The organism is uncultured Cetobacterium sp. (genome assembly GCF_947038635.1).
In the GTDB taxonomy this organism is placed as follows: domain Bacteria; phylum Fusobacteriota; class Fusobacteriia; order Fusobacteriales; family Fusobacteriaceae; genus Cetobacterium_A.
In genome coordinates, this window is the sequence record NZ_CAMQXC010000007.1 from 1 (window position 1) to 21676 (window position 21676).

The following is a 21676-nucleotide window of genomic DNA, read 5'->3' on the forward strand; positions in this document are numbered from 1 at the left end:
ATTTTGTTGATATAATCATCTCCTCTGTCTTCATTGTTTTACTATTGATTCCAACAAAATCAACAGACCAACCTAAAGCACCACCTATTCCTGATATTACAATAACTACTATAGCCAATATTGCAAAAAGTGTTGCTGGATGCGGTAGGGCATTTCCTCCCTTTTCAATTATGTTCAAGAATTTGTCAATAAAACTCTTGTTCTTAAGTTCGTTCTTTTTTAATTCAGCTTCCATTTTCCCCTCCATATTGATAATTTATTTTCATTTTATGATAAAATGATTAATAAACTTTCTACTATAGATAAAGGATACCATATTTTATATAAAATTAATAAGATTAATTTTATATATTTTTTATAAAAAAAATATATATTGTTCTGCAATTAGTACTTTTTACGAACATTTTTTATATTTTTCTATATAGTTTTAAATATTAATTAATTTTTTTAAATGACTTGTCTAATGATGTTAAAATTTCATAAGAATCTTTTTTTACTAAAATATCATCTTCAATTCTTACTCCACCAAAATTTGGAAGATAGATTCCTGGTTCAATTGTTATTACCATTCCCTCTTTTAATATTTTATTTTCTGCCTTAAAAGAAACTCCTGGATATTCATGAATTTGAAGCCCAATACCATGTCCTAACCCATGACCAAAATACTCTCCATATCCTTTTTCTTTTATAAAATCTCTAGCTATTGCATCTAATTCATGAACTGAAATTCCTGCCCTAACCTCTTTTATAGCTTTTTCATTTGCTTGTTTTACAATTTCATATATCTCTAAATGCTTCTCTGAAGGATTATCTCCTACATAAAATGTTCTTGTTATATCTGAAGCATATCCCTTATAAAAACATCCATAATCTATTGTCAAAAAACCTTCTTCTATTTTTTTATCGCTAGCTACACCATGAGGTAAAGCTGATCTTTCATTAGATGCCACAATAAGATCAAAAGATGGTTTTGAAGCTCCTAATTTTCTCATTTGATATTCTAATTCTGCTGCTATATCGCTCTCTTTTACTCCAATTTTAATCTTAGGAATTGTTAGTTCTAAGGCTTTCTCTGCAATCTCTACAGATTTTTTTATTATTTCTATCTCTTTTTCTGATTTTATTTCTCTTATTTTTGTAAAATTATCATCTAAATATATATATTCTAAACTTGAAAAATTACTCTCAAAAAGTTTAAATTGATCTAAAGTTACATTTTGATTTTCGATACCTAACTTCTTAACATTTAGTTCTTTTAATATCTCTCCAACTTTTTTTAATGTAGATATATTTTCACAAATTAATTCATATCCATTTTTTTCTACCTGTTCTTTCCCCTGAGATACATATCTAAAATCAGTTATAAAGAATTTTTTTTCTCCTACTACTAATGCTACTCCTGTTGTTCCAGTAAATCCTGTAAAATATCTCACATTAAGCATATTAGTAATTAAAACTGCATCAACATTTTTTTCTTTCATTAACTTTTCTAAATTCATCAAAATACCCCCTTAAAATATTATTTTTCCTCCACCTATTACTAAGTCATCACTATATATTACTAAATGCTGCCCTTTTGCATTTTGTGGATTTTCATTTTCATATTCAAAATATACTTTTTCATTTTCTTTAATTACTTTACCATAAAAACCTTGACTTGAAAACCTTGGTTTTGCTAAAACTCTTATTGATTCTAATTCACTGAAAGAAATATGTACTTTAAAGTTTTCTAATTCTACTCTTTTTTTATATAACTCTGAATAATCTCCTAAAATTATTTCATTTGTTTCTGGTAAAATATCAATAATAAAATATATTTTAGAAAATAAGACTCCTAGCCCTCTTCTTTGCCCAATCGTATATAGTTGGTATCCTTGATGTTGACCTAAAATCTTCCCGGTTTTATCTAAATAGTTTCCAGGTTTAATTTTGTCTCCCAACATTTTTTTTAAAAACTCCAAATACCCCTCTTTAGCAAAACATATACCTTGACTATCCTTTTTATCAAAAACTTTTACTCCATATTTTTTAGCTTTTTCTCTAACAATAGTCTTTTCATATTTTGCTAAAGGGAATATCATCCTCTCTATTATTTCAGGTTCTATTCTATATAACATATATCCTTGATCTTTTCTTATATCCTTTGGTTTTTTAAATAGATTTTTTTTAAATCTATTTTCTTTACTTATTTCACAATAGTGACCTGTCCCTATATAATATGCTTCTTTTAAATTAGCAATCTCTATTAATTTTTTTATTTTTATTATCTCATCACAAACTACACATGGTGATGGAGTCATCCCTTTTGAATACTCATCTATAAAATATTTTACAATTTTTTCATTAAATTCATCTACAATATCTAAAACTATATGCTCTATATTTAACTCTTTTCCAAGAGTTATTGCATCTTTTAAATCTTGAGACTCTCTTTGTTCATTACTAACTACTAAAGTAACTCCAATTACCTCAAAACCATCCTCTTTTAACATGTATGCTGAAGTTGATGAATCTACTCCACCACTCAATCCTAAAACTATTCTTTTCTTATTCATATTTTCCTCTATTTTTTTGATATGTGAATTGATCCAATATTATATTTTTTTATTTCATCTCCTACAAATACCTCTAACATTCCATCTTCTAAGATATCTCCAGCTATTCCACTTTCCTCTTTATCAAAAGTAACAATATTTATTCTTTTTCCATATAGATAATTAACTTTATTAATTTTCTCTAATATCTCTCTCCATTTTCCTTTTTTAAACTCTTGAAAATTATTATAGAAATCTTCGACAATAGTTGTTATTACTTTCTCTAAATCGTATATCTTACCTGTTTTTTCTCTCAATGATATTGCAATATTTTCAGCTTCTTCTAAACTTAAATTATTTACATTTAAGCCAATTCCAATAATATAGTTATCTTTTATTTTTTCCACTAAAATTCCACTCATTTTTTTCTCATCTAAATATAAATCATTTGTCCATTTAAATTTATAATCTAAATTCTCTATTTTTTTTAATGAAAATAAAAGAGAATATCCTATTAAAAGAGGTAGCTTCATATACTCTTCTTCTGGTATTTCCGTATCATGTTTTAACACAAATGAAAACAGTGCTGCCCCTTCAGTAGAAACCCATTTATTTCCTCTTCTTCCTCTCCCCAGTGTTTGTACTTTTGCTATTGCTAAATCTCCTTCTACTGTATCAGTTTTCTCTCTTAAAAACTTATTTGTAGAATCTATCTCATCAAATTTATATATTCTCATTCTTTCTCCTTATAAAGAAAAAATTAGGCAGAATTCTGCCTAATTTTTTTAGTCGTTATATCCCTCAGGATTTTCTTTATACCACTTCCAAGCCGTTTCTATTATTGAATCTAACGATGCATATTTAGGTTTCCATTTTAACTCTTTCATTGCTTTCTCTGAACTTGCTACTAACTTTGCTGGATCTCCTGCTCTTCTTGGAGATACCTCTGCTGGTATTGGATGTTTTGTCACTTTTCTTGCTACATCTATAACTTGCTTAACTGAGAATCCCTCTCCATTACCTAAATTATAAACTGTACTTTCTCCACCATTTTTTAATCTGTCTAAGGCTAGTATATGTGCATCTACTAAATCCATTACATGAACGTAATCTCTTATACATGTTCCATCTTCAGTTGGATAATCATCTCCATATATACCTATTTTTTCTCTCTTTCCTAGAGCTACTTGCAATATTATTGGAATAAGATGTGTTTCTGGACTATGATCTTCTCCAATTTCTCCTGTTGGATAAGCTCCTGCTACATTAAAATATCTAAGAGCTGTATATTTTATTCCATATGCATAATCATACCATTTTAATAGTTTTTCAACCATTAATTTACTTTCACCATAAGGATTTGTTGGCAAAGTTTCATCTGTTTCTAAAATCGGTATATTTTTAGGTTCCCCATATGTTGCTGCTGTTGATGAAAACACAATATTCTTTACATTGTATTCTTTCATTGTATTTAACAGATTCATTGATCCAACTACATTATTTTCAAAATATTTAGCTGGATTTGTCATACTTTCTCCTACTAAAGAATCAGCTGCAAAATGTATAACTCCTTCTATTTTATTCTCTTTAAAAACTTTTTTTAAAAACTCTACATCTCTTAAGTCTCCTAAAGCTAATTTTATATTCTCTGGAATAGCTTCTACATGCCCTGTTTGCATATTATCTAAAACAATTACCTCTCTTTTTGCTTCTAACAAAGCTTTTACTGCATGACTCCCAATGTAACCAGCTCCACCACAAACTAATATTGCCATCTTTATCCTCCTATGGTTTTTTCTTTATTATATTTGCTTTTTAATGTCCAGTCAATCCTTTTAAAACCCTTTATGATATATCTTATTTAATTTATTTAAAAAAGATTACATTTATAAAAATAGCTAGATTATAAATCTAGCTATTTTTTACTATCTTATTTTATTTAAAATTCCCATTCCATATACAGGTCCTGTGTGAGAAGCTATTGTTGCTCCTATTTCCATTCTACCTCTATAATCTAATTTTTTAGTTTTTTCTGCAATACTTCTCAATTGGTCTGCAGCTTCTAATTCACTACGAGTTCCACCCCAACCAGTATACATTATTATTGAATTTTTTTCATTTTTGATTAGTTTTTCCATATATGATAAAGCTCCTCTTTCTCCAAGAGCCTTAGCTTCAATACATACTTCTCCATTTTCTAATTTTAAAACTGGTTTAATTTTTAAGAATCCACCAATGACTGATGATGCTCTTCCTATTCTTCCACCTTTTTCTAAATAAGAAAGTTCTTTTACAACAAAATAAACTTTCATTTTACTTTTTGTTTCATCAATCCATTCTATTATCTCATCGAATGACTTTCCTTCTTTTACCATTCTTGCAGCTTCTAATACTATATGAGCTAAAGCAAATGTTACTACTTTAGAGTCTACTATAGCAATATCATCCTCTTTGTTTAACATTCCTCTTGCAACTCTAGCAGCTTGTTGAGTTCCACTTAATTTACTTGAAATGTGAATTGAAATAATTTTTTTATAACCTTTTTCAAGTAATTTTTCATAAAGCTCTTTAAATTCAGCTGGTGATGGTTGAGATGTTTTAGGAACTATATTCTCTTTTAATAATTGCTTCCAAAACTCTCCTTTAGAAATATCTACACCATCTCTATAATATGTATCTCCTGCTAATTTTATTTTTAACGGTATTATATCCACATCTAAGCCCTTTATCATATCTGGCGTTAAATCTGACGTAGAATCCGTTACAATCGCAATTTCAGGCAATTCAGGGTTTCTATTCGTTATATAAATATAGTATGGATAATTTTCTTGTCCTATTACTAAATCTGAATATTTAACTGTTGATTTTATTCCTTTAAGAATTTTATTTGCTTCTTCAGTTGACCCTTTTCCAATACATGCAAATATGTTTAATGTTTCACTATTTACACACTCTCTATATGTATTTTCAACAATCTCTTCTAATGTAGCTGCTCTTAACTTTATTTTTCCATTGATTAATGCTATATAATCACCTTGAGAAATAACTAAATCATCTACTTTTGTATCTCTAACTGCTTGAGTTATCTCAATTGAAGTGTTAAATGGAAGTTGCTTTAAGATTTCATCCATACCAAAATCTTTATTTTTTACAACATATTCTCCTTCTAGCATTGTTTTAGTCTCTAAAACAGTTACCTCTTTAGAAGATCTTTCTGCAGCCATTTTTGCAGATGATATGATATTTTTATTATTTGGTAAAATAACAATCTTATCTGCTTTTATTTTATTAATTCCTTCTTCTATATCAGCAACACTTGGATTTTGTGTTTGTCCTCCAATTAATACAGCTGTAGCTCCATTGTCTAAAAATAAATTTCCTAATTCCATATTATCAACAATAGCAAAATATGCTATCGGTTTACTATTTTCATTTTGAACTAGAACTTTACCTTTTTTATCAATTTTATATTGTTCAGCATCTGCTAAAAGCATATTTTTATGCTGAATTTCCATATTATCAATTTTTATATTTGATAAATTCCCTAATTTACCTGCTATTTCTAGTACTGCCCCTGGATTATTCGTATGTATATGAGTTTTTGTTTTCTTTGATGTTTGAGCACATACCATAGAATCTCCAAAGTTTACTATTTTAGATTTATAATCATCTAAATCAAAATCTCCAGATTCAATTACAAACTCTGTACAATATTTAAATTTTATATCTTCAAATACATGATTTCCAGAGTGTTCCATTATATCTTTTCTCTTAGCTTGAGATTGAACTATTCTCTCCAAATCGTGAAGCATTTCTGGATCTGTAATTGACTTCTCAAAACCTTCTAAAATATAGAATATTCCCTGCCCTCCAGCATCTACTACACCAGCTTCTTTTAATTTTGGTAATTGATTTGGTGTCTCTTCTACAGCTTCTTTTGCTGCCTCTTTTAAGTAAACTAAAAATGGAATAAAGTCATCTGATGGACCATTATAGATTTCTGCTTCTTCAGCTACTCTTCTTATAACAGTTAGCATTGTTCCTTCTACAGGTTCACTTACAGCTTTATATGCTTTCTCTTTAGCTAATCTAAAAGCTATCTTTACATCATCAACTGTAACTTCCTCTTTAGTTCTAACTCCCTCTAAAAATCCTTGGATAATTTGAGATAAAATTGTCCCTGAGTTTCCTCTTGCTCCTAAAAGAATTGCTTCTGAAACTATATCAGCTAATTCTTCCATATCTGGTTCATGATTTAACTTTATTAATTCATTTTCAACTGCTTGTAATGTCATAGACATATTTGTTCCTGTATCTCCATCTGGTACTGGATATACATTTAAATCGTTTAAAACATCTGAATATTTTGATAGCCATCTACTTGCAGCTATTAATAACTTTGTTAGCCTAGTAGAGTTCAATACCTTTACTTCTATATTCATTATTTTCCTCCATTTTTAGAATGTTGGTGGATTTACCACCCAAAGAGCTCTAGCTCTTTTATCTGAATTATTTTTAAATCTGTGCTTTTGACTAGATTTAAAATAGAAACTATCTCCTTCGTGTAAACTATGAACTGTTTCTTCTATATATATATCTAAACTTCCTTCAAGAATAAATATAAACTCTTCTCCATGATGTGTGTAATAACTTCTACCACTTTCACCACCTGGACCAATCTCATATAAAATTGGTTCCATACTTTTCTCTATGTTTGACGATGTTAATAAAGATATTGTTGTATTTGAGTCAACACTCTCTACGTATTTTCTTTCTTTTGCTCTAATTAAATCAGAGTTCTTCTTTACTTCTTCATCTTCAATTAGATAACTAACTCTTACATCTAATGAATTTGCTATTTTTTTTAAGTTCTCAATTGAAGGAGATGCCTTACCCTGCTCTATTTGTGATAAAAAACTAGCTGATAAATCAACCATTGTTGCTAACTCTCTTAATGATAATGATTTTTCATTTCTACTTTTTTTTATTCTCTCTCCTATACTCACTTTTTATTCATCCTCCTCTAAGATTTTATATAGTTCAAATAGACTATGGAGAACTGCTTTTTTTCTTATCTTTTCCCTATCCCCTGTGAAATTGAATTTAAAGCTTACTGTCTTTTCTTTAACTTTAATTCCAATATAAACTAATCCTACAGGTTTTTCCTGAGTTCCACCATCAGGACCTGCAATTCCTGTCGTAGAAATTCCTACATCGGTTGTTAATCCATTCACCATTTTTTCTGCTACTTCTTTGCTAACAGCTCCATATTTTTCTATTAAATTTTTGTCTACTTTTAATCGACTTACCTTTGATTCGTTACTATATGTTATTATTCCCTCTTGAAAATATTTTGATATTCCTGGTATTGTAACAAATGTTGAAGACAACATTCCTCCTGTACAAGATTCTGCTACAGAAAGAGAATAATTTTTCTTTCTTAAAATATTAAAAATTTTATCTTCAATTTTTTCTTTATCTTCGCCTAATATATATTTTCCTATACTATTATATATCTTTTCCTTAATTTTTTCCACTGTGATTTTATGTCTATTTGATGTTTGCATCCTAACTATTATACCATAGTCTTTAACTAAAAATTCATACTCTATGTTTGGATCTATGAAATACTCTTTAATCTTCTCTTCAAGTATTGATTCTGGAATTCCAGAAACTATTATATCTTTAATATAAATTGGATCTAGATTAACACAAAAGTTTTCTGTATAAAATTTTAAAAATTTCGGAAACATATTATATAGTTCTCTAGGTACTCCTGGAAATGCTGCAATTCCCTCTATATAAAATGCGGGTGCCATCCCTACATCATTTTTTATTGAAATTGCCCCTTCAGGCTTTTCAACCTCTTTATAATTTTTATCTAAAAATTGAATATTTAATTTTTTAAATTTTTCTTTTAATTCTTCTAATTCGTTACTCTCTATAACAAATTTTTTATTCAAAAATTTTCTTATTGCTTCTTTGGTTAAGTCATCATCTGTTGCACCCAATCCTCCAGATAAAATCACTAAATCACTTGTTTGTTTAGCAAATGTTAAAGCTTTTTCTATTTTTTCTAACGAATCCCCTACTGTTAACTTAAAATCAATTTTTATTCCAACTTTGTTTAACTCTTCAGCCATAAATACACTATTTGTATCTAAAGTAGCCCCATTTAAAAGTTCTGTTCCAACTAATATTAAAGTACATCTCATTTTTATCTACCTCTTAGAAAAATATTGTCCAAATACAAACCATTAAAAAATTTCCAATAACTCCAGCTAAAAAATCATCTAAAACTACTCCAACGCCATTTCCAAAAAATTGCGATTTATAAATTGGACCTATTTTAGTTATATCAAAAAATCTAAATATTACAAATCCTATTATTATGGCCATAATAGTTTGAAATATACCTACTGGGTTTATTAAAAAAAGTGTCGTCAAAAATCCTAATACCTCGTCTATTACAACTTTTTGTGGATCTTTTTCTTTAAAAATCTCTCTTTCAGCTATATCACAAATATAGACAGAAATTGCAAAAAATGTCATTAAAAACATAAAGTAAAACGAATTATAAATCATATTATTAGGAAATATTTTTTTTAAAAGTACCAATCCTATATATATTGGGATTCCTCCTAATGTTCCAAAAGTTCCTGGAGCTATAGGCATCTCTCCTAATCCAAATACTGTTGCCAAATTCTTAACTACTTTTCTATTCATTAAAACACTCCTTTTTCATAGTTATAAGGTCTATATCTTCCCTTTCCATCTAGAATATCTTTTATCTCTTCAGCTGTTTCAGTTGTAAACTCTAAAACTAATTCAGAGACTCCAATTTTTTCTAAATATTTTCTATCTTTAAGTATATTTAATGGCTTTTCTAAATAAATTTCACTATTTCCTATATCATTTTTTATTATTGTAAACTTATCTCCTTGCTCATTTTCTATAACTTTTACCTCTTCATTTCCTAAAGATAGTTCAGTGTACATAGCTCTTGGTCTTCCATAGGCTAATATAGCTTTTTTTATTTTTGTTTCCCCCATCTCTTCTAGTCTTCTATAACTAATTTCAGGAGATACTATAATTGTATCTATTTTTTCTATATTAGAGAAGTGATCAAAGGCATAACGATTTGATATATTTAAATTCCATCCTAATGTTATTTGTGGATTTTTATTTTCTAAAGCTTGATATAAGTTAGTTGCCATCTTATTTGATAAATCTATTTTTTCTAAATTTTCTTCTCTTGCTACATCATAACCTTTAAAATATATTTTATCTACTCCATAAGAATTTAAAATATTTTTTTGCTCTTTTGTTGAAACTATTGCTGATAGTATACTATTTTTTTCACTAGATTCTATTTTAGATAACTTTATTAATTCACTACAACTTTCTTTTCTATAGCTTAATACCAACTTTTCTAAAAGAATTTTTACAGCATCTCTTTTTAATTGTTTCAAAGTAGAGATTGGTAAAAATATATTCTCATCTATTTCAATATTTTTTACAAATCCAACAAATGTTGTATCTCCTATCTCTAATAATTTCTCACTTATAATATCTTGTGATGTACCTTTATTTTTAGCTTGCTCTATTATATTTTCACTTTCTAATGATACTTTTATTAGTTCAAATTTATTATTTAAGGTTGAAACTGTTATTTTAGCCTTTTCTCCTATTTTACCTTTAAAAGTTATGTCTATAGCATGTTTTTTATCTACTGTTTTCATTTTTGATTCAATTAAATCACTAATTTCTTTAGAGTAATTTCTATATACATATTTTGTTTCTTTTGGAAGATCTTTTAATATTAAAGTTTCTCCCGAGTTAGCCTCTCTTTTATTTTTCTCAAATTTGGTATCTATCCTATTTATATAAGTTCCACCTATTTTTTCATAATCTTTCGATAAAAAAGTTACTCCATCTCCCAAAATTATTCTTTCTTTTAATTTAAGTTCTTTTCCATTTAACTCTCCAAGATTTTTTCCTAAATGACTAGCAAAACTCTTATTCATTATATCTTTTCTATCTTTATAAAAATATCCAGTGCTATAGCCTCTATTAAATATCTGCGAACTTTTTTCTTCAACGTTATTTCCATTTATTAATTCCTTATAATAATTAACTGTTTGAAACACATAATTAGGTTCTTTCATTCTTCCTTCTAATTTAATACTATCTATTCCAATCTCTTTTAATTTTTGAATTTCATCATACCCATATAACTGATCTTTTGGACTTAAAGTATACCCTTCATCATCTCCATTAGAAGTATATTTTTTTCTACAAGGTTGTGCACACATCCCTCTATTTCCACTACGTCTACCTATAAAACTACTCATATAACAATTTCCTGAATAAGATATACATAATGCTCCTGAAACAAATATCTCTAACTCGATATCACTTTTTTGTCTTATCTCTTTTATTTCTTCAAAAGTTAACTCTCTAGGTAAAACAACTCTTTCAAAACCGATAGATTTTAAATAATTGGCTTCTATATGATTTGCTACAGTCATTTGAGTACTACCATGTAGTTCTAAATCTGGAAAGTTAACTTTTATAAACTTTGCTAATCCAAAATCTTGAACAATAACTGCATCTAATCCATGTTTATATAGCTCTCTTAAATTTATAGCTATTGCTTCTATCTCAACATCCATCATTATAGTATTTAACGTTAAGAATACTTTTACTCCTCTTGCGTGTGCATAATCTAATGCTTCTTTATACTCTTCTAAAGTTAGGTTTACGGCATTCCTTCTTGCACCAAAACCTTTTAATCCCATATATATTTCATCTGCACCTGCTTTTATAGCAGCGTGAAATCTTTCAATACTTCCTGCTGGGGCAACTATTTTCATATTTTTCCTCTTTCTATATCTTTAATTATTTTTTCTATTTTTTCTTTTAAGTCCTCTAAACTTCCGTTATTTTCAATTAAAATATCTGCTTTCATATTTCTTTCTTCTCTAGACATTTGAGTAGCTATTATTTTATTTATTAAAGCAACATCAATATTATCTCTATTTTTAATTCTTTCTATTTGAACTTTTAAATCTATGTCTACAACTATTACCTTATCACAATATCTATCTAAATTAACTTCAAATAATAATGGAACATCAAAAATTATAATTTCTTTTTTATCTTTAAATTCTAAATATTTATTTACATATATCTCTATAACTTTAGGATGAACTATTCCATTTAATATATTTAATTTTTCAGAATTATTAAAAACCTCTTTTTTTAGTAATTCTTTATCTACAGAGTTTCTTTTTAAATTTATAAACTCTTTTCCTAGTTTTTCTTTTATTTCCTCTTTTACTTGTTCAGTTTCTAAAATGTCTTTAGCAATTAAATCAGCATCAAAAACTTTAATTCCCATAGATAAAAAGATTTTGCTAACTGTAGATTTTCCACTTCCTATGCCACCAGTTAATCCTAATATCATTGTCATCTCCTTAAAATAGAATATACTATATTCTAACATATTTTCTGATTTTTTTTATAAAAAAAAGAGTGAAATGTTAATTTCACTCTTGGTTTCATATCTATATTAAGCTGCAGTTACTTCTTTAGCTATTGGTCCTTTGTTTCCTTCTTCTACGATAAATGAAACATTTTGACCCTCTTCTAAAGTTCTAAATCCATCCCCGATAATTCCAGTAAAGTGTACGAAATAATCTTTCCCCTCTTCACATGTTACAAAACCAAATCCTTTTTCTTTGTTAAACCATTTTACAGTTCCTTTTAACATTTTAACCTCCAAATAATATAAAAATATATATAAGTCCCCCTAGGCACTTTATGGATATATTATACATTAAACATTTCTAATTTGCAATACATTTTGTTTGTTTTTTGAAGAAAAAAAAGTTTTTGTATACAATAATTAAAATTTAAGACATTTTTTTTGTTTTGTTTATTATTATAGTATTGAAATAAAAAAAGAGAACTACAATGTAGTTCTCTTTCCAAACGAATTAGAATTATACTAATTCGATTATAGCCATCTCAGCAGAATCTCCCTTTCTTACAGAAGTTCTGATGATTCTTGTATATCCACCGTTTCTCTCAGCGTACTTTGGTGCTAAATCATTAAATAACTTAGCTACAGCCTCTTCGCTTCTTAAGAAAGCGAAAGCTTGTCTTCTGTGCGCAAGAGTTCCTTTTTTACCAAGAGTAACCATTCTCTCAGCAAACTTTCTAAGCTCTTTTGCTCTAGTAACAGTAGTTTCTATTCTATCTGATAAAATTAGAGATATTGTTAAGTTCATTAACATAGCTTTTCTATGGTCAGCTCTTCTCCCTAACTTTCTATATGATTTATTGTGGTTCATTAGTCAGTTAGCCTCCTTATCTAATTATTCTACAGATCCATTTCCATTTAGATCGAACCCTAGTTCTTTCATTTTTTCAAGGATCTCATCTAGTGATTTTCTTCCTAGATTCTTTATTTTTAGAAGTTCGTTCATTGACATTCTTGCCAACTGTCCAACTTCCTCTATTCCAGCTTTCTTTAAACAGTTAAATGATCTAACTGTTAAATCTAGCTCTTCTATTCTTGTATTTAATACATCATCAGCTTTAGCAGTTGATGTAGGAGTTTCCTCCTCTTCCTCAAGATCTACTCTTAAGTGATCCATTCTATTTCCTAAGTCAAGGAACGGATCTAAATGATACTTTAGAAGCTCTATTGCATAAGAAATAGCATCTCTTATCTCAACACTTCCGTCTGTTTCTATGTTTAAAGTTAACTTATCGAAATCAGTCATTCTTCCAACCATTGTATCCTGAACTGAGTAAGATACTTTTCTGATTGGTGTATATATAGCATCAACTGCTATAAAATCTACAGCCCAATCTTTTTTCTCTATCTCTTCAGCAACAACAAATCCTTCACCAGTATCAACTATAAATTCCATATCTATCTCTCTATCTGTAGTTAATGTACAAATAATTTGATCAGGATTTACAATCTCTAATCCGATATCTGGTATTATATCAGCAGCTGTAACAGTCTTAGGTCCCTTTGCAGAAAGAGTCATTTTTCTTTCTCCAGCAGTTTCTGCCTTTATTACTACCTCTTTTACATTTAGCATTATCTCAGTTACAGCCTCTTTAACACCTTCCATAACTGAAAATTCGCTTAGTACTCCGTCAATTCTAACACCTTTAACGGCAGCACCAGGTATAGATGATAGTAAAACTCTTCTCAAAGCATTACCAATTGTATGTCCATATCCTCTATATAAAGGTTCTATAACATATTGACCAGAAAAGTCACTTGTTTTTAATTCGGTAATGTTAATACCCTTAGCATGTTTTTCTATTTTTAACATTTAATCAACTCCTGTCAAAGGATTTATTATCTTGAATAGAACTCAACTATTAAAGCTTCGTTTAGATCGAAATCTAAATCGTCTTTAGTTGGGTTCTGAAGAACTTTTCCTGCGAAGTTAGCTTTATCTAACTCTAACCATGCTGGAACTGTTTTCTCTTCTACTGCAGATTTGATTAACTCGATATTTTTTGAGTTCTCAATTACAGATACTACATCCCCTGCTTTTACTCTATAAGATGCGATGTTAACTCTTCTTCCGTTAACAGCAACGTGTCCGTGAGACACTATTTGTCTAGCTTGTCTTCTAGTTTTAGCGAATCCTAGTCTGTAAACTACGTTCTCTAATCTTCTCTCTAAATATTGGATTAAAGTTAAACCAGTAACTCCATCCTTTCTTGAAGCCTCATCATATAATTTTCTGAATTGCTTCTCCATTACATTGTATATAAATTTAGCTTTTTGCTTTTCGTTTAACTGAATTGCATACTCTGTAGGCTTTCTATTTGCATTTGGTCTTGGCCCTCTATTAGAAGATTTGTTAACTCCTAAAACAACTGGGTCGATTCCAAGAGCTCTACATTTCTTTAAAACAGGTTGTCTATTTCTTGCCATCTCTTTATTGTTCCTCCTTACACTTAATAAATTTCTACGATAATGAGCTTAGAAAAGTGTATTACACTCTTCTTCTTTTTGGTGGTCTACATCCGTTGTGTGGAACTGGAGTTACGTCAGTTATCTTTGTAACCTCTAATCCTGCTGCCTGTAGAGATCTTATACATGCTTCTCTACCTGATCCAGGTCCTTTCACTTTTACTTCAACCTTCTTCATTCCGTTTTCCATTGCAATGTGAGCTGCTTGCTCTGCTGCAATTTGAGCTGCGAATGGAGTTCCTTTTTTAGTTCCCTTAAAACCAGAAGTTCCTCCTGATTTCCAGCTTACTACTTTACCTTCCACATCAGTAATTGCTACTATTGTGTTGTTGAAAGTTGAGTGTATATGAGCTACTCCGTTAGGAATATTTTTCAATTTCTTCTTGATTTTAGCTACTTTCTTCTTAGCCAATTTAGCTACCTCCTTACGATAAAATTCCGTTCTTATATACTACAATTAGCTTTAAACTATCTCTTTATAGGCTTTTTAGGTCCTTTTCTAGTTCTTGCATTTGTTTTTGACTTTTGTCCTCTTACTGGTAAGTTCATCTTGTGTCTTGAACCTCTGTAACATCTAATGTCCATAAGTCTCTTTATTGCAAGTCTGATCTCTTTTCTAAGATCTCCCTCTACCTTGATAGTTTCAACAATGGCTCTGATTTTGTTTAACTCTTCTTCAGTTAAATCCTTTACTCTAGTGTCAAAGTTTACTCCTGCTTCTGTTAATACTTTTTGTGAAGTTGGTTTTCCAATTCCGTAAACATAAGTTAGAGCAATCTCTATTCTTTTGTTTCTAGGAATATCTACTCCTGCGATTCTAGCCAAAATTTTTCCTCCTCTTCCGAAAATTTTATATATCCGTCAGTATATTAACTGACTAAGACTTTCCTCGGTATGCCTCTTTCGAGTACTAGCTCTACAGCCTAACATACCTTTACAGTACTTCCCATGTCAGTACTAGTTTGCAAAACTTTTCAAGTTATCCTTGTACTTGTTTGTGCTTAGGGTTTTCACAGATTACTCTGATTTTCCCGTGTCTCTTGATAACTTTACATTTGTCACAAATAGGCTTAATTGATACTCTTACTTTCACTTAATTACCTCCTCTCGTGATCATAACTTTACTTTTTTCTGTATACTATTCTTCCCCTAGATAAATCATATGGAGAAATTTGTACCGTTACTTTGTCTCCAGGTAAAATTTTAATATAATTCATTCTCATTTTACCAGAGATGTGCCCTAAAATTGTGTGTCCATTTTCTAATTCAACCTTAAACATCGCATTTGGAAGGGCCTCTAATATAGTTCCTTCTAATTCGATAACATCCTTTTTCGACATACTACCTCCTATCGAACAGAAATTCATATTATTTTAACATTTATTTTACAAAAAGTCTAGCTAATTTTTAACATTTTTATTGTTATTTTTATTAATCTAACTCAGTTAAAACAACAGGTTTTCCATCTATTATGGCAACAGTGTGCTCGAAATGTGCTGAACGCTTCCCATCTCTTGTTACTACTGTCCATCCATCATCAGTTATATTCACTTTGTAAGTCCCAATGTTTACCATTGGTTCTATAGCTAAAACCATACCTTCCTCGATTTTTAATCCTCTACCTTTTCTACCAAAGTTCGGGATACAAGGATCTTCATGCATAGCTTTTCCTACTCCGTGCCCAGCAAAATCTTTAACTACAGTAAATCCATTTGACTCTACATATTTTTGGATTGCATTTCCTATATCACCAAGTCTATTTCCTGCAACTGCTTCTTCAATTCCAATTCTTCTTGCTTCTCTAGTAACATCAATTAATTTTTGTGATTCTTCATCAATTTCACCAACTGCATATGTTATTGCTGAATCTCCATAGAATCCATCTATTCTTGCCACTACATCAACACTTACAATATCTCCATTTTGAAGAATTTTATTGTTTTTTGGAACCCCATGAACTACCTCTTCATTTACAGATATACATGAACCCGCTGGATAAGGATTTATTGGTCCTCCAACACCTATTGTAGCTGGTTCTGCACCATTATCAATTAAATAATCTTCAATAATCTTATTTAATTCATATGTTGAGATTCCAGGTTTAATGTATTTTGGTAGATACTCTGTATATAATCTTGCGATTAATTGACATGGCTTTTTTATTTTTTCTATTTCTTCTCTAGTTTTTATTATAACCATAATTTTCCTTTCTGGGTTTCTAAAGTTATCCTAAAATATCAAAGATTTCCTTTGCAATTTCATTTATTTCTTTAGTTCCGTCTAACTCTACCATTACTCCTCTTTTAGAGTAGAAATTAAATAGAGGTGCTGTTTGCTCATGATATGCAGATAATCTTTTTTCAACAGTGTCCTTATTATCATCTTTTCTTATGATTAAATCTGATCCACAATAGTCACATTTTCCTTCTACTTTTGGTGGATTATTTTCAATATGGAAAGATGCTCCACAATTTGGACAAACTCTTCTTCCAACTACTCTTCCAACAATTAACTCATCTGGAACATTTAAAGAAATAACTTTATCTAAGTTCATATTTAACTCTTTTAATAATTCCTCTAATGCTTCTGCTTGTGCTAATGTTCTTGGAAAACCATCTAAAATAAATCCTTTTTTACAGTCTTCCTGTGATAATCTATCTTTTATGATTCCTATTATAGTTGAATCTGGAACTAATTTTCCTTCATCCATAAATTTCTTAGCTTCCATTCCCATTTCAGTTCCTTCTGAAATAGCTGCTCTTAGCATATCTCCAGTTGAAATTTGTGGAATTCCATACTTATCAATTATGAATTTCGCTTGTGTTCCTTTTCCAGCACCTGGTGCTCCAAATAACATTATATTCATTACTTTCATCTCCTCTATTTAAAATAAAAAGGGCACGACATATGCCGTGCCAAGATTTTATAAAAATCCCTTATACTCTTTCATGATAAGATGAGCATCTATCTGTTGTACAGTATCTAGTGCTACCCCTACTACTATTATTATTCCTGTTCCACCAAAGAATATTGGTAGTCCAAAAGCTTTAAATAGTACCATAGGCGCAATTGCGATTAAAGCTAAAAATATAGCTCCACCCCAAGTTATTCTAGTTACAACTCCTTCAAGATAATCAGCCGTATCTGCTCCAGGTCTAATACTTGGAATCGTACCTCCACCTTGTTTTAAATTTTCTGCAACCTTTTCAGGATCGAAAACTATTGAAGTGTAGAAGAACGAGAAGAATATAATTACAGCAGCATATAGTATTAAATATACAGGATGCTGGTCACCAAATATTCTAGCAAGTATTACCTTTCCAGAAAACTCTCCGGGAAGCATGTTTACTACTAAAGAAGGTATCATCATCACCACAGAAGCAAAAATTACAGGCATTACTCCTGAACTATTTAACTTCAATGGAATATAAGAATTCTGACCCATTCCATTATTTCCAGCAAATCCTCTTCCTACATAGTGAACTGGTATTTTTCTTTGCCCTAATTGGAATACAACAATTCCCGCAATTGTTATAATTGCAGCAATCCCCACTAATAACAAAACAGGAATAAGAAACTTACTCCCTCTCATATCTTGTATAGTTTGAATAACAGCTCCCGGAGCTCCTGAAATAACATTTAAAAAGATTAGTAGCGAAACTCCATTACCTATACCTTTGATAGATATTTGTTCCCCTACCCACATTAAAAATATTGTTCCTGCCGTTAAAGTTGTTATTGTTGTTAAGAAAAATGTAAACCCTGGTGTTGTTACTAATCCTACCGATTGTAACCAAGTGCATACCCCAATTCCTTGGACTATAGCTATTACAATTGTTAGGTATCTAGTCCATTGAGTAATCTTATTTCTTCCTGATTCTCCCTCTTTTTGAATCTCTTCAATTTTAGGAATAATTACAGCAAGTAAACTAAACACGATTGATGAATTGATATATGGTACAATTCCCAATGCGAATATAGATACTCTTTGGAAAGCCCCACCTGAGAACATATTAATATATCCTAGTAAATCACTTTGCGCAGTCATTTGAGCCAAACGATCAATGTCCACACCAGGAGCAGGGATATATGTCCCTACCCTAGCTACTAGGAACATTAATAAGGTGAAGATGATTCTCTCTCTCAGTTCCGGAATTTTAAATATACCTCTAAGCTTCGTTTCAAACTTTTCAATTAAACCCAAAATTCTTCACCTCACATTGAAATAACTAGTCTTTTAATTACTTGTTATTTTTTGCTACATCAGCAAAAGTTTTAACTTCAAGAATCTCTACAGATCCACCTTTTGCTTCGATAGCTGCTTTCGCAGAAGCAGAAACTTTGTGAGCTTTTACAGATACTTTCTTCTCTAGCTCTCCGTTTCCTAAAACTTTGATTCCAGCAAGAGTTTTCTTGATAACACCAGCAGCTACTAATAACTCTGGAGTTACTTCTGTTCCCTCTTCGAATCTATTTAAATCACATAAGTTTATTATTGCATAATCTTTTCTGAATATTGCGTTAGAGAATCCTCTCTTTGGAGTTCTTCTGTATAGAGGCATTTGTCCACCCTCGAAGTAAGGTTTTACCCCTCCTCCAGCTCTAGAGTTTTGTCCATTGCTTCCTTTTCCAGCAGTCTTTCCTAATCCAGAAGACTCTCCTCTTCCGATTCTTTTTCTAGCTTTTCTTGGTACAGAAGGCTTTAATTCATTTAATTTCATTGATTATTGCACCTCCTCTACTTTTATTAGGTAAGATATTTGAGCAATTTTCCCCATTAACTCTGGAGTTACATTGTGCTCTCTAACATCATTCATCTTCTTAAGCCCTAGCGACTTTGCAGTTGCTATATGGTTAGGCTTTCTTCCGATTATGCTTTTTACAAGCTCTATTCTAAGCTTTGCCATCTTTTTTTACCTCCTAGCTTAAGATTTCCTTTACTTCTTTTCCTCTTAAAGCTGCAACTTCTTCAGCAGTTCTTAATGCTGCTAATCCTTCAATTGTAGCTCTTGCAACGTTGAACTTATTTCTTGATCCTTTAATTTTTGTAAGGATGTTATGTACTCCTGCTAACTCAAGAATCTCTCTACAAGATGATCCTGCGATAACTCCAGTACCTTCATAAGCTGGTGCCATCCATATAGATGTTGCTCCCCATTTACCAACGATTTCGTGAGGAATAGTAGTTCCTTTTAATGAAACCTTTACCATGTTTTTCTTAGCAGAAGCGATTGCTTTTCTGATTGCATCAGGTACACCATTCGCTTTTCCTAGTCCTATTCCTACGTTTCCTTCAGCGTCTCCTACAGCAGCTAAAACAGAGAAAGATATAGTTCTTCCTCCTTTAGTTGTCTTAGAAACTCTAGAAATCTTCAATAATTTCTCTTGAAATTGTTTTTCTTCTTTAACTAACTTAGACAAGTGAAGTCCTCCTCTCTACAAGAATTAGAATTTAAGTCCTGCTTCTCTTGCAGCCTCTGCAAGGGCAGCTACTCTTCCTGTGTATTTATATCCAGATCTGTCAAATACTATAACAGATATTTCTTTTGCTACAGCTCTTTCAGCGATTGCTTTTCCAACAAGCTTAGCAGACTCGATGTTTCCACCGTGCTTTACATTTCCTTTGATCTCTTTATCGATAGTAGATGCAGAAACTAAAGTTACTCCATTTACGTCATCAACTAATTGAGCAAAAATGTTGTTGTTTGATCTATATATAGAAAGTCTTGGTCTCTCAGCTGTACCAGAAATCTTGCTTCTGATAGATAAGTGCTTTCTTCTTCTAATAGCGTCTCTATTAACTCTCTTAAACAACTTTTTAACCTCCTTATTCTCAGCACACTAACCTTTTTTAGTTAGTATTATGATTTCTTACCTTCTTTTCTTCTGATTACTTCGTCAGAATACTTAACTCCTTTTCCTTTATAAGGCTCTGGAGCTCTCTTAGATCTGATGTCAGCAGCAACTTGTCCTACTACATCTTTCTCTATTCCTTCAATGTGGATAGTTGTATTTTTCTCAACTGTCATTTTGATTCCTTCAACAGCATTGATTACAACTGGGTGAGAATAACCTAAAGCCATCTCTAATCCAGCATTTTTCTCAGTAGCTCTGTATCCAACTCCAACAAGTGTAAGAGTTTTCTTGAAACCTTCAGATACTCCAACAACCATGTTGTTTAAAAGTGCTCTTGTAGTTCCGTGTATAGCTCTTACAGCTGGTAGATCGTTTGGTCTTGCAACTGTGATCTCATTGTTTTCCACATTTATTGTTAACTCTTCGTTAAATTTTTTAGTTAAAGTACCTTTAGGTCCTTTTACAGTAACTACGTTTCCTGCAGTTAATGTAACTTCTACCCCAGCAGGTACCACTATGATCTTTTTACCTACTCTTGACATATGGCTACCTCCTAGTTATTACCAAACGAATGCAAGAATTTCTCCACCCATGTTCTCTCTTCTAGCAGTTCTATCTGTTACGATTCCTTTAGAAGTTGAAACAATAGCGATTCCTAAACCTGATAATACTCTTGGCATATCCTCTACAGAAGAATAAACTCTTCTTCCTGGCTTAGATATTCTCTTGATTCCTTTGATTACTCTTTCTTTTCCGTCATACTTTAAGTATACTCTTATATTCTTTTTATTTCCATCTGTTACAATTTTGTAGTTAGAAATATATCCCTCTTCTTTTAAAATCTCAGCGATTCTCTCTTTTATGTTAGAGTGAGGAACATCTGTTTTCTCATGCATTACCGCATTTGCATTTCTAACTCTTGTTAACATATCTGCAATTGGATCTGTTAAAAACATCTATTAAATCCTCCTTTCATCAATTACCAAGATGACTTCTTCACACCTGGAATAAGTCCAGCACCTGCTAATTGTCTGAACTTAACTCTCGAAATTCCGAATTCTCTCATGAATCCTCTTGGTCTTCCATCTAATTGACATCTATTTTTCTTTCTAACTTCTGAAGAGTTCTTAGGTAATTTGTTTAGCTCAAACATAGCTTCCATATCTCCCTCGTTGATTCTCTTCTTCAGTTCAGCTCTCTTTTCAGCATATTTGTCGCATAAAGTTGTTCTTTTAACTTCTCTAGCGATCATTGACTTTTTAGCCATTTATTA

At 30.6% G+C, this 21676-nt stretch carries 29 protein-coding genes; all 29 read right to left on the bottom strand.

Features of this window, described 5'->3' with window-relative positions; translation table 11 throughout:
• The coding region (locus tag Q0V08_RS01480) for an AbgT family transporter (protein ID WP_297431473.1) at nucleotides 1–235 on the bottom strand (235 nt) is incomplete at its 3' end.
• Nucleotides 236–434: 199 nt separating this feature from the next.
• On the bottom strand, nucleotides 435–1499 hold the full coding sequence (locus Q0V08_RS01485) for a Xaa-Pro peptidase family protein (protein WP_297431475.1): 1065 nt from the start codon (nucleotides 1497–1499) through the stop codon (nucleotides 435–437).
• A gap of 12 nt (nucleotides 1500–1511) precedes the next feature.
• Entirely contained in the window at nucleotides 1512–2555 is a 1044-nt protein-coding gene (gene mnmA, locus Q0V08_RS01490) for a tRNA 2-thiouridine(34) synthase MnmA (protein WP_297431477.1), read from the bottom strand.
• 8 nt (nucleotides 2556–2563) lie between these two features.
• Nucleotides 2564–3271: a biotin--[acetyl-CoA-carboxylase] ligase gene (locus Q0V08_RS01495; RefSeq protein WP_297431479.1), complete on the bottom strand. Its 708-nt coding sequence runs from the start codon at nucleotides 3269–3271 to the stop codon at nucleotides 2564–2566.
• Between the two features lie 48 nt (nucleotides 3272–3319).
• Entirely contained in the window at nucleotides 3320–4309 is a 990-nt protein-coding gene (gene galE / locus Q0V08_RS01500) for a UDP-glucose 4-epimerase GalE (RefSeq protein WP_297431481.1), read from the bottom strand.
• A gap of 150 nt (nucleotides 4310–4459) precedes the next feature.
• A complete protein-coding gene (locus tag Q0V08_RS01505; RefSeq protein ID WP_297431483.1) occupies nucleotides 4460–6976 on the bottom strand; it encodes a DegV family EDD domain-containing protein in 2517 nt (838 codons plus the stop codon).
• A gap of 15 nt (nucleotides 6977–6991) precedes the next feature.
• Nucleotides 6992–7540 (bottom strand): cupin domain-containing protein, encoded by a 549-nt coding sequence (locus tag Q0V08_RS01510; RefSeq protein WP_023050838.1) that lies wholly within the window; start codon nucleotides 7538–7540, stop codon nucleotides 6992–6994.
• A 3-nt stretch (nucleotides 7541–7543) separates the two neighbouring features.
• Nucleotides 7544–8749, bottom strand: a complete 1206-nt coding sequence (locus Q0V08_RS01515; protein ID WP_297431485.1) for a CinA family nicotinamide mononucleotide deamidase-related protein — start codon at nucleotides 8747–8749, stop codon at nucleotides 7544–7546.
• Nucleotides 8750–8762: 13 nt separating this feature from the next.
• Nucleotides 8763–9260, bottom strand: coding sequence for a phosphatidylglycerophosphatase A (locus Q0V08_RS01520; protein ID WP_297431487.1), 498 nt, complete (start codon nucleotides 9258–9260; stop codon nucleotides 8763–8765).
• A complete protein-coding gene (locus tag Q0V08_RS01525) occupies nucleotides 9260–11410 on the bottom strand; it encodes a U32 family peptidase (protein ID WP_297431489.1) in 2151 nt (716 codons plus the stop codon). Before Q0V08_RS01525 ends, Q0V08_RS01520 begins: the two co-directional genes overlap by 1 nt.
• Complete coding sequence (gene coaE / locus Q0V08_RS01530; protein ID WP_297431491.1) at nucleotides 11407–12003, bottom strand: dephospho-CoA kinase; 597 nt, start codon at nucleotides 12001–12003, stop codon at nucleotides 11407–11409. Before coaE ends, Q0V08_RS01525 begins: the two co-directional genes overlap by 4 nt.
• Nucleotides 12004–12108: 105 nt before the next feature.
• On the bottom strand, nucleotides 12109–12309 hold the full coding sequence (locus Q0V08_RS01535; RefSeq protein ID WP_023050833.1) for a cold shock domain-containing protein: 201 nt from the start codon (nucleotides 12307–12309) through the stop codon (nucleotides 12109–12111).
• A gap of 232 nt (nucleotides 12310–12541) precedes the next feature.
• Nucleotides 12542–12892: a 50S ribosomal protein L17 gene (rplQ, locus tag Q0V08_RS01540; RefSeq protein ID WP_023050832.1), complete on the bottom strand. Its 351-nt coding sequence runs from the start codon at nucleotides 12890–12892 to the stop codon at nucleotides 12542–12544.
• Between the two features lie 24 nt (nucleotides 12893–12916).
• Nucleotides 12917–13894 (bottom strand): DNA-directed RNA polymerase subunit alpha, encoded by a 978-nt coding sequence (locus tag Q0V08_RS01545; protein WP_023050831.1) that lies wholly within the window; start codon nucleotides 13892–13894, stop codon nucleotides 12917–12919.
• 26 nt (nucleotides 13895–13920) lie between these two features.
• Entirely contained in the window at nucleotides 13921–14508 is a 588-nt protein-coding gene (gene rpsD / locus Q0V08_RS01550) for a 30S ribosomal protein S4 (protein ID WP_023050830.1), read from the bottom strand.
• Between the two features lie 61 nt (nucleotides 14509–14569).
• Nucleotides 14570–14959, bottom strand: coding sequence for a 30S ribosomal protein S11 (rpsK, locus tag Q0V08_RS01555; RefSeq protein ID WP_023050829.1), 390 nt, complete (start codon nucleotides 14957–14959; stop codon nucleotides 14570–14572).
• A gap of 56 nt (nucleotides 14960–15015) precedes the next feature.
• Nucleotides 15016–15372 (bottom strand): 30S ribosomal protein S13, encoded by a 357-nt coding sequence (rpsM, locus tag Q0V08_RS01560; RefSeq protein WP_023050828.1) that lies wholly within the window; start codon nucleotides 15370–15372, stop codon nucleotides 15016–15018.
• Nucleotides 15373–15526: 154 nt separating this feature from the next.
• Entirely contained in the window at nucleotides 15527–15640 is a 114-nt protein-coding gene (rpmJ, locus tag Q0V08_RS01565) for a 50S ribosomal protein L36 (protein ID WP_040407302.1), read from the bottom strand.
• 28 nt (nucleotides 15641–15668) lie between these two features.
• The gene (infA, locus tag Q0V08_RS01570; protein ID WP_040407300.1) at nucleotides 15669–15887 is read right to left on the bottom strand and encodes a translation initiation factor IF-1; all 219 of its coding nucleotides are present in this window, start codon (nucleotides 15885–15887) and stop codon (nucleotides 15669–15671) included.
• A gap of 91 nt (nucleotides 15888–15978) precedes the next feature.
• The gene (gene map, locus Q0V08_RS01575; RefSeq protein WP_297431495.1) at nucleotides 15979–16746 is read right to left on the bottom strand and encodes a type I methionyl aminopeptidase; all 768 of its coding nucleotides are present in this window, start codon (nucleotides 16744–16746) and stop codon (nucleotides 15979–15981) included.
• A 25-nt stretch (nucleotides 16747–16771) separates the two neighbouring features.
• Nucleotides 16772–17413 carry an adenylate kinase gene (locus tag Q0V08_RS01580; protein WP_297431497.1) on the bottom strand — a complete coding sequence of 214 codons (642 nt, stop codon included), beginning with the start codon at nucleotides 17411–17413 and terminating at the stop codon, nucleotides 16772–16774.
• 57 nt (nucleotides 17414–17470) lie between these two features.
• Complete coding sequence (gene secY / locus Q0V08_RS01585; protein WP_023050824.1) at nucleotides 17471–18751, bottom strand: preprotein translocase subunit SecY; 1281 nt, start codon at nucleotides 18749–18751, stop codon at nucleotides 17471–17473.
• A 37-nt stretch (nucleotides 18752–18788) separates the two neighbouring features.
• Complete coding sequence (rplO, locus tag Q0V08_RS01590; RefSeq protein ID WP_023050823.1) at nucleotides 18789–19268, bottom strand: 50S ribosomal protein L15; 480 nt, start codon at nucleotides 19266–19268, stop codon at nucleotides 18789–18791.
• Nucleotides 19269–19271: 3 nt separating this feature from the next.
• On the bottom strand, nucleotides 19272–19454 hold the full coding sequence (gene rpmD, locus Q0V08_RS01595; RefSeq protein WP_023050822.1) for a 50S ribosomal protein L30: 183 nt from the start codon (nucleotides 19452–19454) through the stop codon (nucleotides 19272–19274).
• A gap of 13 nt (nucleotides 19455–19467) precedes the next feature.
• Entirely contained in the window at nucleotides 19468–19968 is a 501-nt protein-coding gene (gene rpsE / locus Q0V08_RS01600) for a 30S ribosomal protein S5 (RefSeq protein WP_023050821.1), read from the bottom strand.
• A gap of 24 nt (nucleotides 19969–19992) precedes the next feature.
• The gene (gene rplR / locus Q0V08_RS01605) at nucleotides 19993–20361 is read right to left on the bottom strand and encodes a 50S ribosomal protein L18 (protein ID WP_023050820.1); all 369 of its coding nucleotides are present in this window, start codon (nucleotides 20359–20361) and stop codon (nucleotides 19993–19995) included.
• Nucleotides 20362–20408: 47 nt separating this feature from the next.
• Complete coding sequence (gene rplF / locus Q0V08_RS01610; protein WP_297431501.1) at nucleotides 20409–20945, bottom strand: 50S ribosomal protein L6; 537 nt, start codon at nucleotides 20943–20945, stop codon at nucleotides 20409–20411.
• 18 nt (nucleotides 20946–20963) lie between these two features.
• On the bottom strand, nucleotides 20964–21359 hold the full coding sequence (gene rpsH, locus Q0V08_RS01615; protein WP_297431503.1) for a 30S ribosomal protein S8: 396 nt from the start codon (nucleotides 21357–21359) through the stop codon (nucleotides 20964–20966).
• A 23-nt stretch (nucleotides 21360–21382) separates the two neighbouring features.
• A complete protein-coding gene (gene rpsN, locus Q0V08_RS01620) occupies nucleotides 21383–21670 on the bottom strand; it encodes a 30S ribosomal protein S14 (RefSeq protein ID WP_023050817.1) in 288 nt (95 codons plus the stop codon).
• Nucleotides 21671–21676 lie beyond the last annotated feature (6 nt).

Bases quoted from the DNA above. Each gene is read 5' to 3' on its own strand.
- Q0V08_RS01520 (WP_297431487.1), bottom strand. From the start codon at position 9,260: ATGAATAGAAAAGTAGTTAAGAATTTGGCAACAGTATTTGGATTAGGA.
- rplF (WP_297431501.1), bottom strand. From the start codon at position 20,945: ATGTCAAGAGTAGGTAAAAAGATCATAGTGGTACCTGCTGGGGTAGAA.
- galE (WP_297431481.1), bottom strand. From the start codon at position 4,309: ATGGCAATATTAGTTTGTGGTGGAGCTGGTTACATTGGGAGTCATGCA.
- Q0V08_RS01535 (WP_023050833.1), bottom strand. From the start codon at position 12,309: ATGTTAAAAGGAACTGTAAAATGGTTTAACAAAGAAAAAGGATTTGGT.
- coaE (WP_297431491.1), bottom strand. From the start codon at position 12,003: ATGATATTAGGATTAACTGGTGGCATAGGAAGTGGAAAATCTACAGTT.
- Q0V08_RS01515 (WP_297431485.1), bottom strand. From the start codon at position 8,749: ATGAGATGTACTTTAATATTAGTTGGAACAGAACTTTTAAATGGGGCT.
- rpsH (WP_297431503.1), bottom strand. From the start codon at position 21,359: ATGTTTTTAACAGATCCAATTGCAGATATGTTAACAAGAGTTAGAAAT.
- Q0V08_RS01580 (WP_297431497.1), bottom strand. From the start codon at position 17,413: ATGAATATAATGTTATTTGGAGCACCAGGTGCTGGAAAAGGAACACAA.
- rplO (WP_023050823.1), bottom strand. From the start codon at position 19,268: ATGAAATTAAATGAATTAAAGCCTTCTGTACCAAGAAAAGCTAGAAAA.
- Q0V08_RS01505 (WP_297431483.1), bottom strand. From the start codon at position 6,976: ATGAATATAGAAGTAAAGGTATTGAACTCTACTAGGCTAACAAAGTTA.
- Q0V08_RS01525 (WP_297431489.1), bottom strand. From the start codon at position 11,410: ATGAAAATAGTTGCCCCAGCAGGAAGTATTGAAAGATTTCACGCTGCT.
- rpmD (WP_023050822.1), bottom strand. From the start codon at position 19,454: ATGGCAAAGCTTAGAATAGAGCTTGTAAAAAGCATAATCGGAAGAAAG.
- map (WP_297431495.1), bottom strand. From the start codon at position 16,746: ATGGTTATAATAAAAACTAGAGAAGAAATAGAAAAAATAAAAAAGCCA.
- infA (WP_040407300.1), bottom strand. From the start codon at position 15,887: ATGTCGAAAAAGGATGTTATCGAATTAGAAGGAACTATATTAGAGGCC.
- rplQ (WP_023050832.1), bottom strand. From the start codon at position 12,892: ATGAACCACAATAAATCATATAGAAAGTTAGGGAGAAGAGCTGACCAT.
- Q0V08_RS01545 (WP_023050831.1), bottom strand. From the start codon at position 13,894: ATGTTAAAAATAGAAAAACATGCTAAGGGTATTAACATTACCGAATTA.
- rpsD (WP_023050830.1), bottom strand. From the start codon at position 14,508: ATGGCAAGAAATAGACAACCTGTTTTAAAGAAATGTAGAGCTCTTGGA.
- Q0V08_RS01495 (WP_297431479.1), bottom strand. From the start codon at position 3,271: ATGAGAATATATAAATTTGATGAGATAGATTCTACAAATAAGTTTTTA.
- mnmA (WP_297431477.1), bottom strand. From the start codon at position 2,555: ATGAATAAGAAAAGAATAGTTTTAGGATTGAGTGGTGGAGTAGATTCA.
- rpsN (WP_023050817.1), bottom strand. From the start codon at position 21,670: ATGGCTAAAAAGTCAATGATCGCTAGAGAAGTTAAAAGAACAACTTTA.
- Q0V08_RS01485 (WP_297431475.1), bottom strand. From the start codon at position 1,499: ATGAATTTAGAAAAGTTAATGAAAGAAAAAAATGTTGATGCAGTTTTA.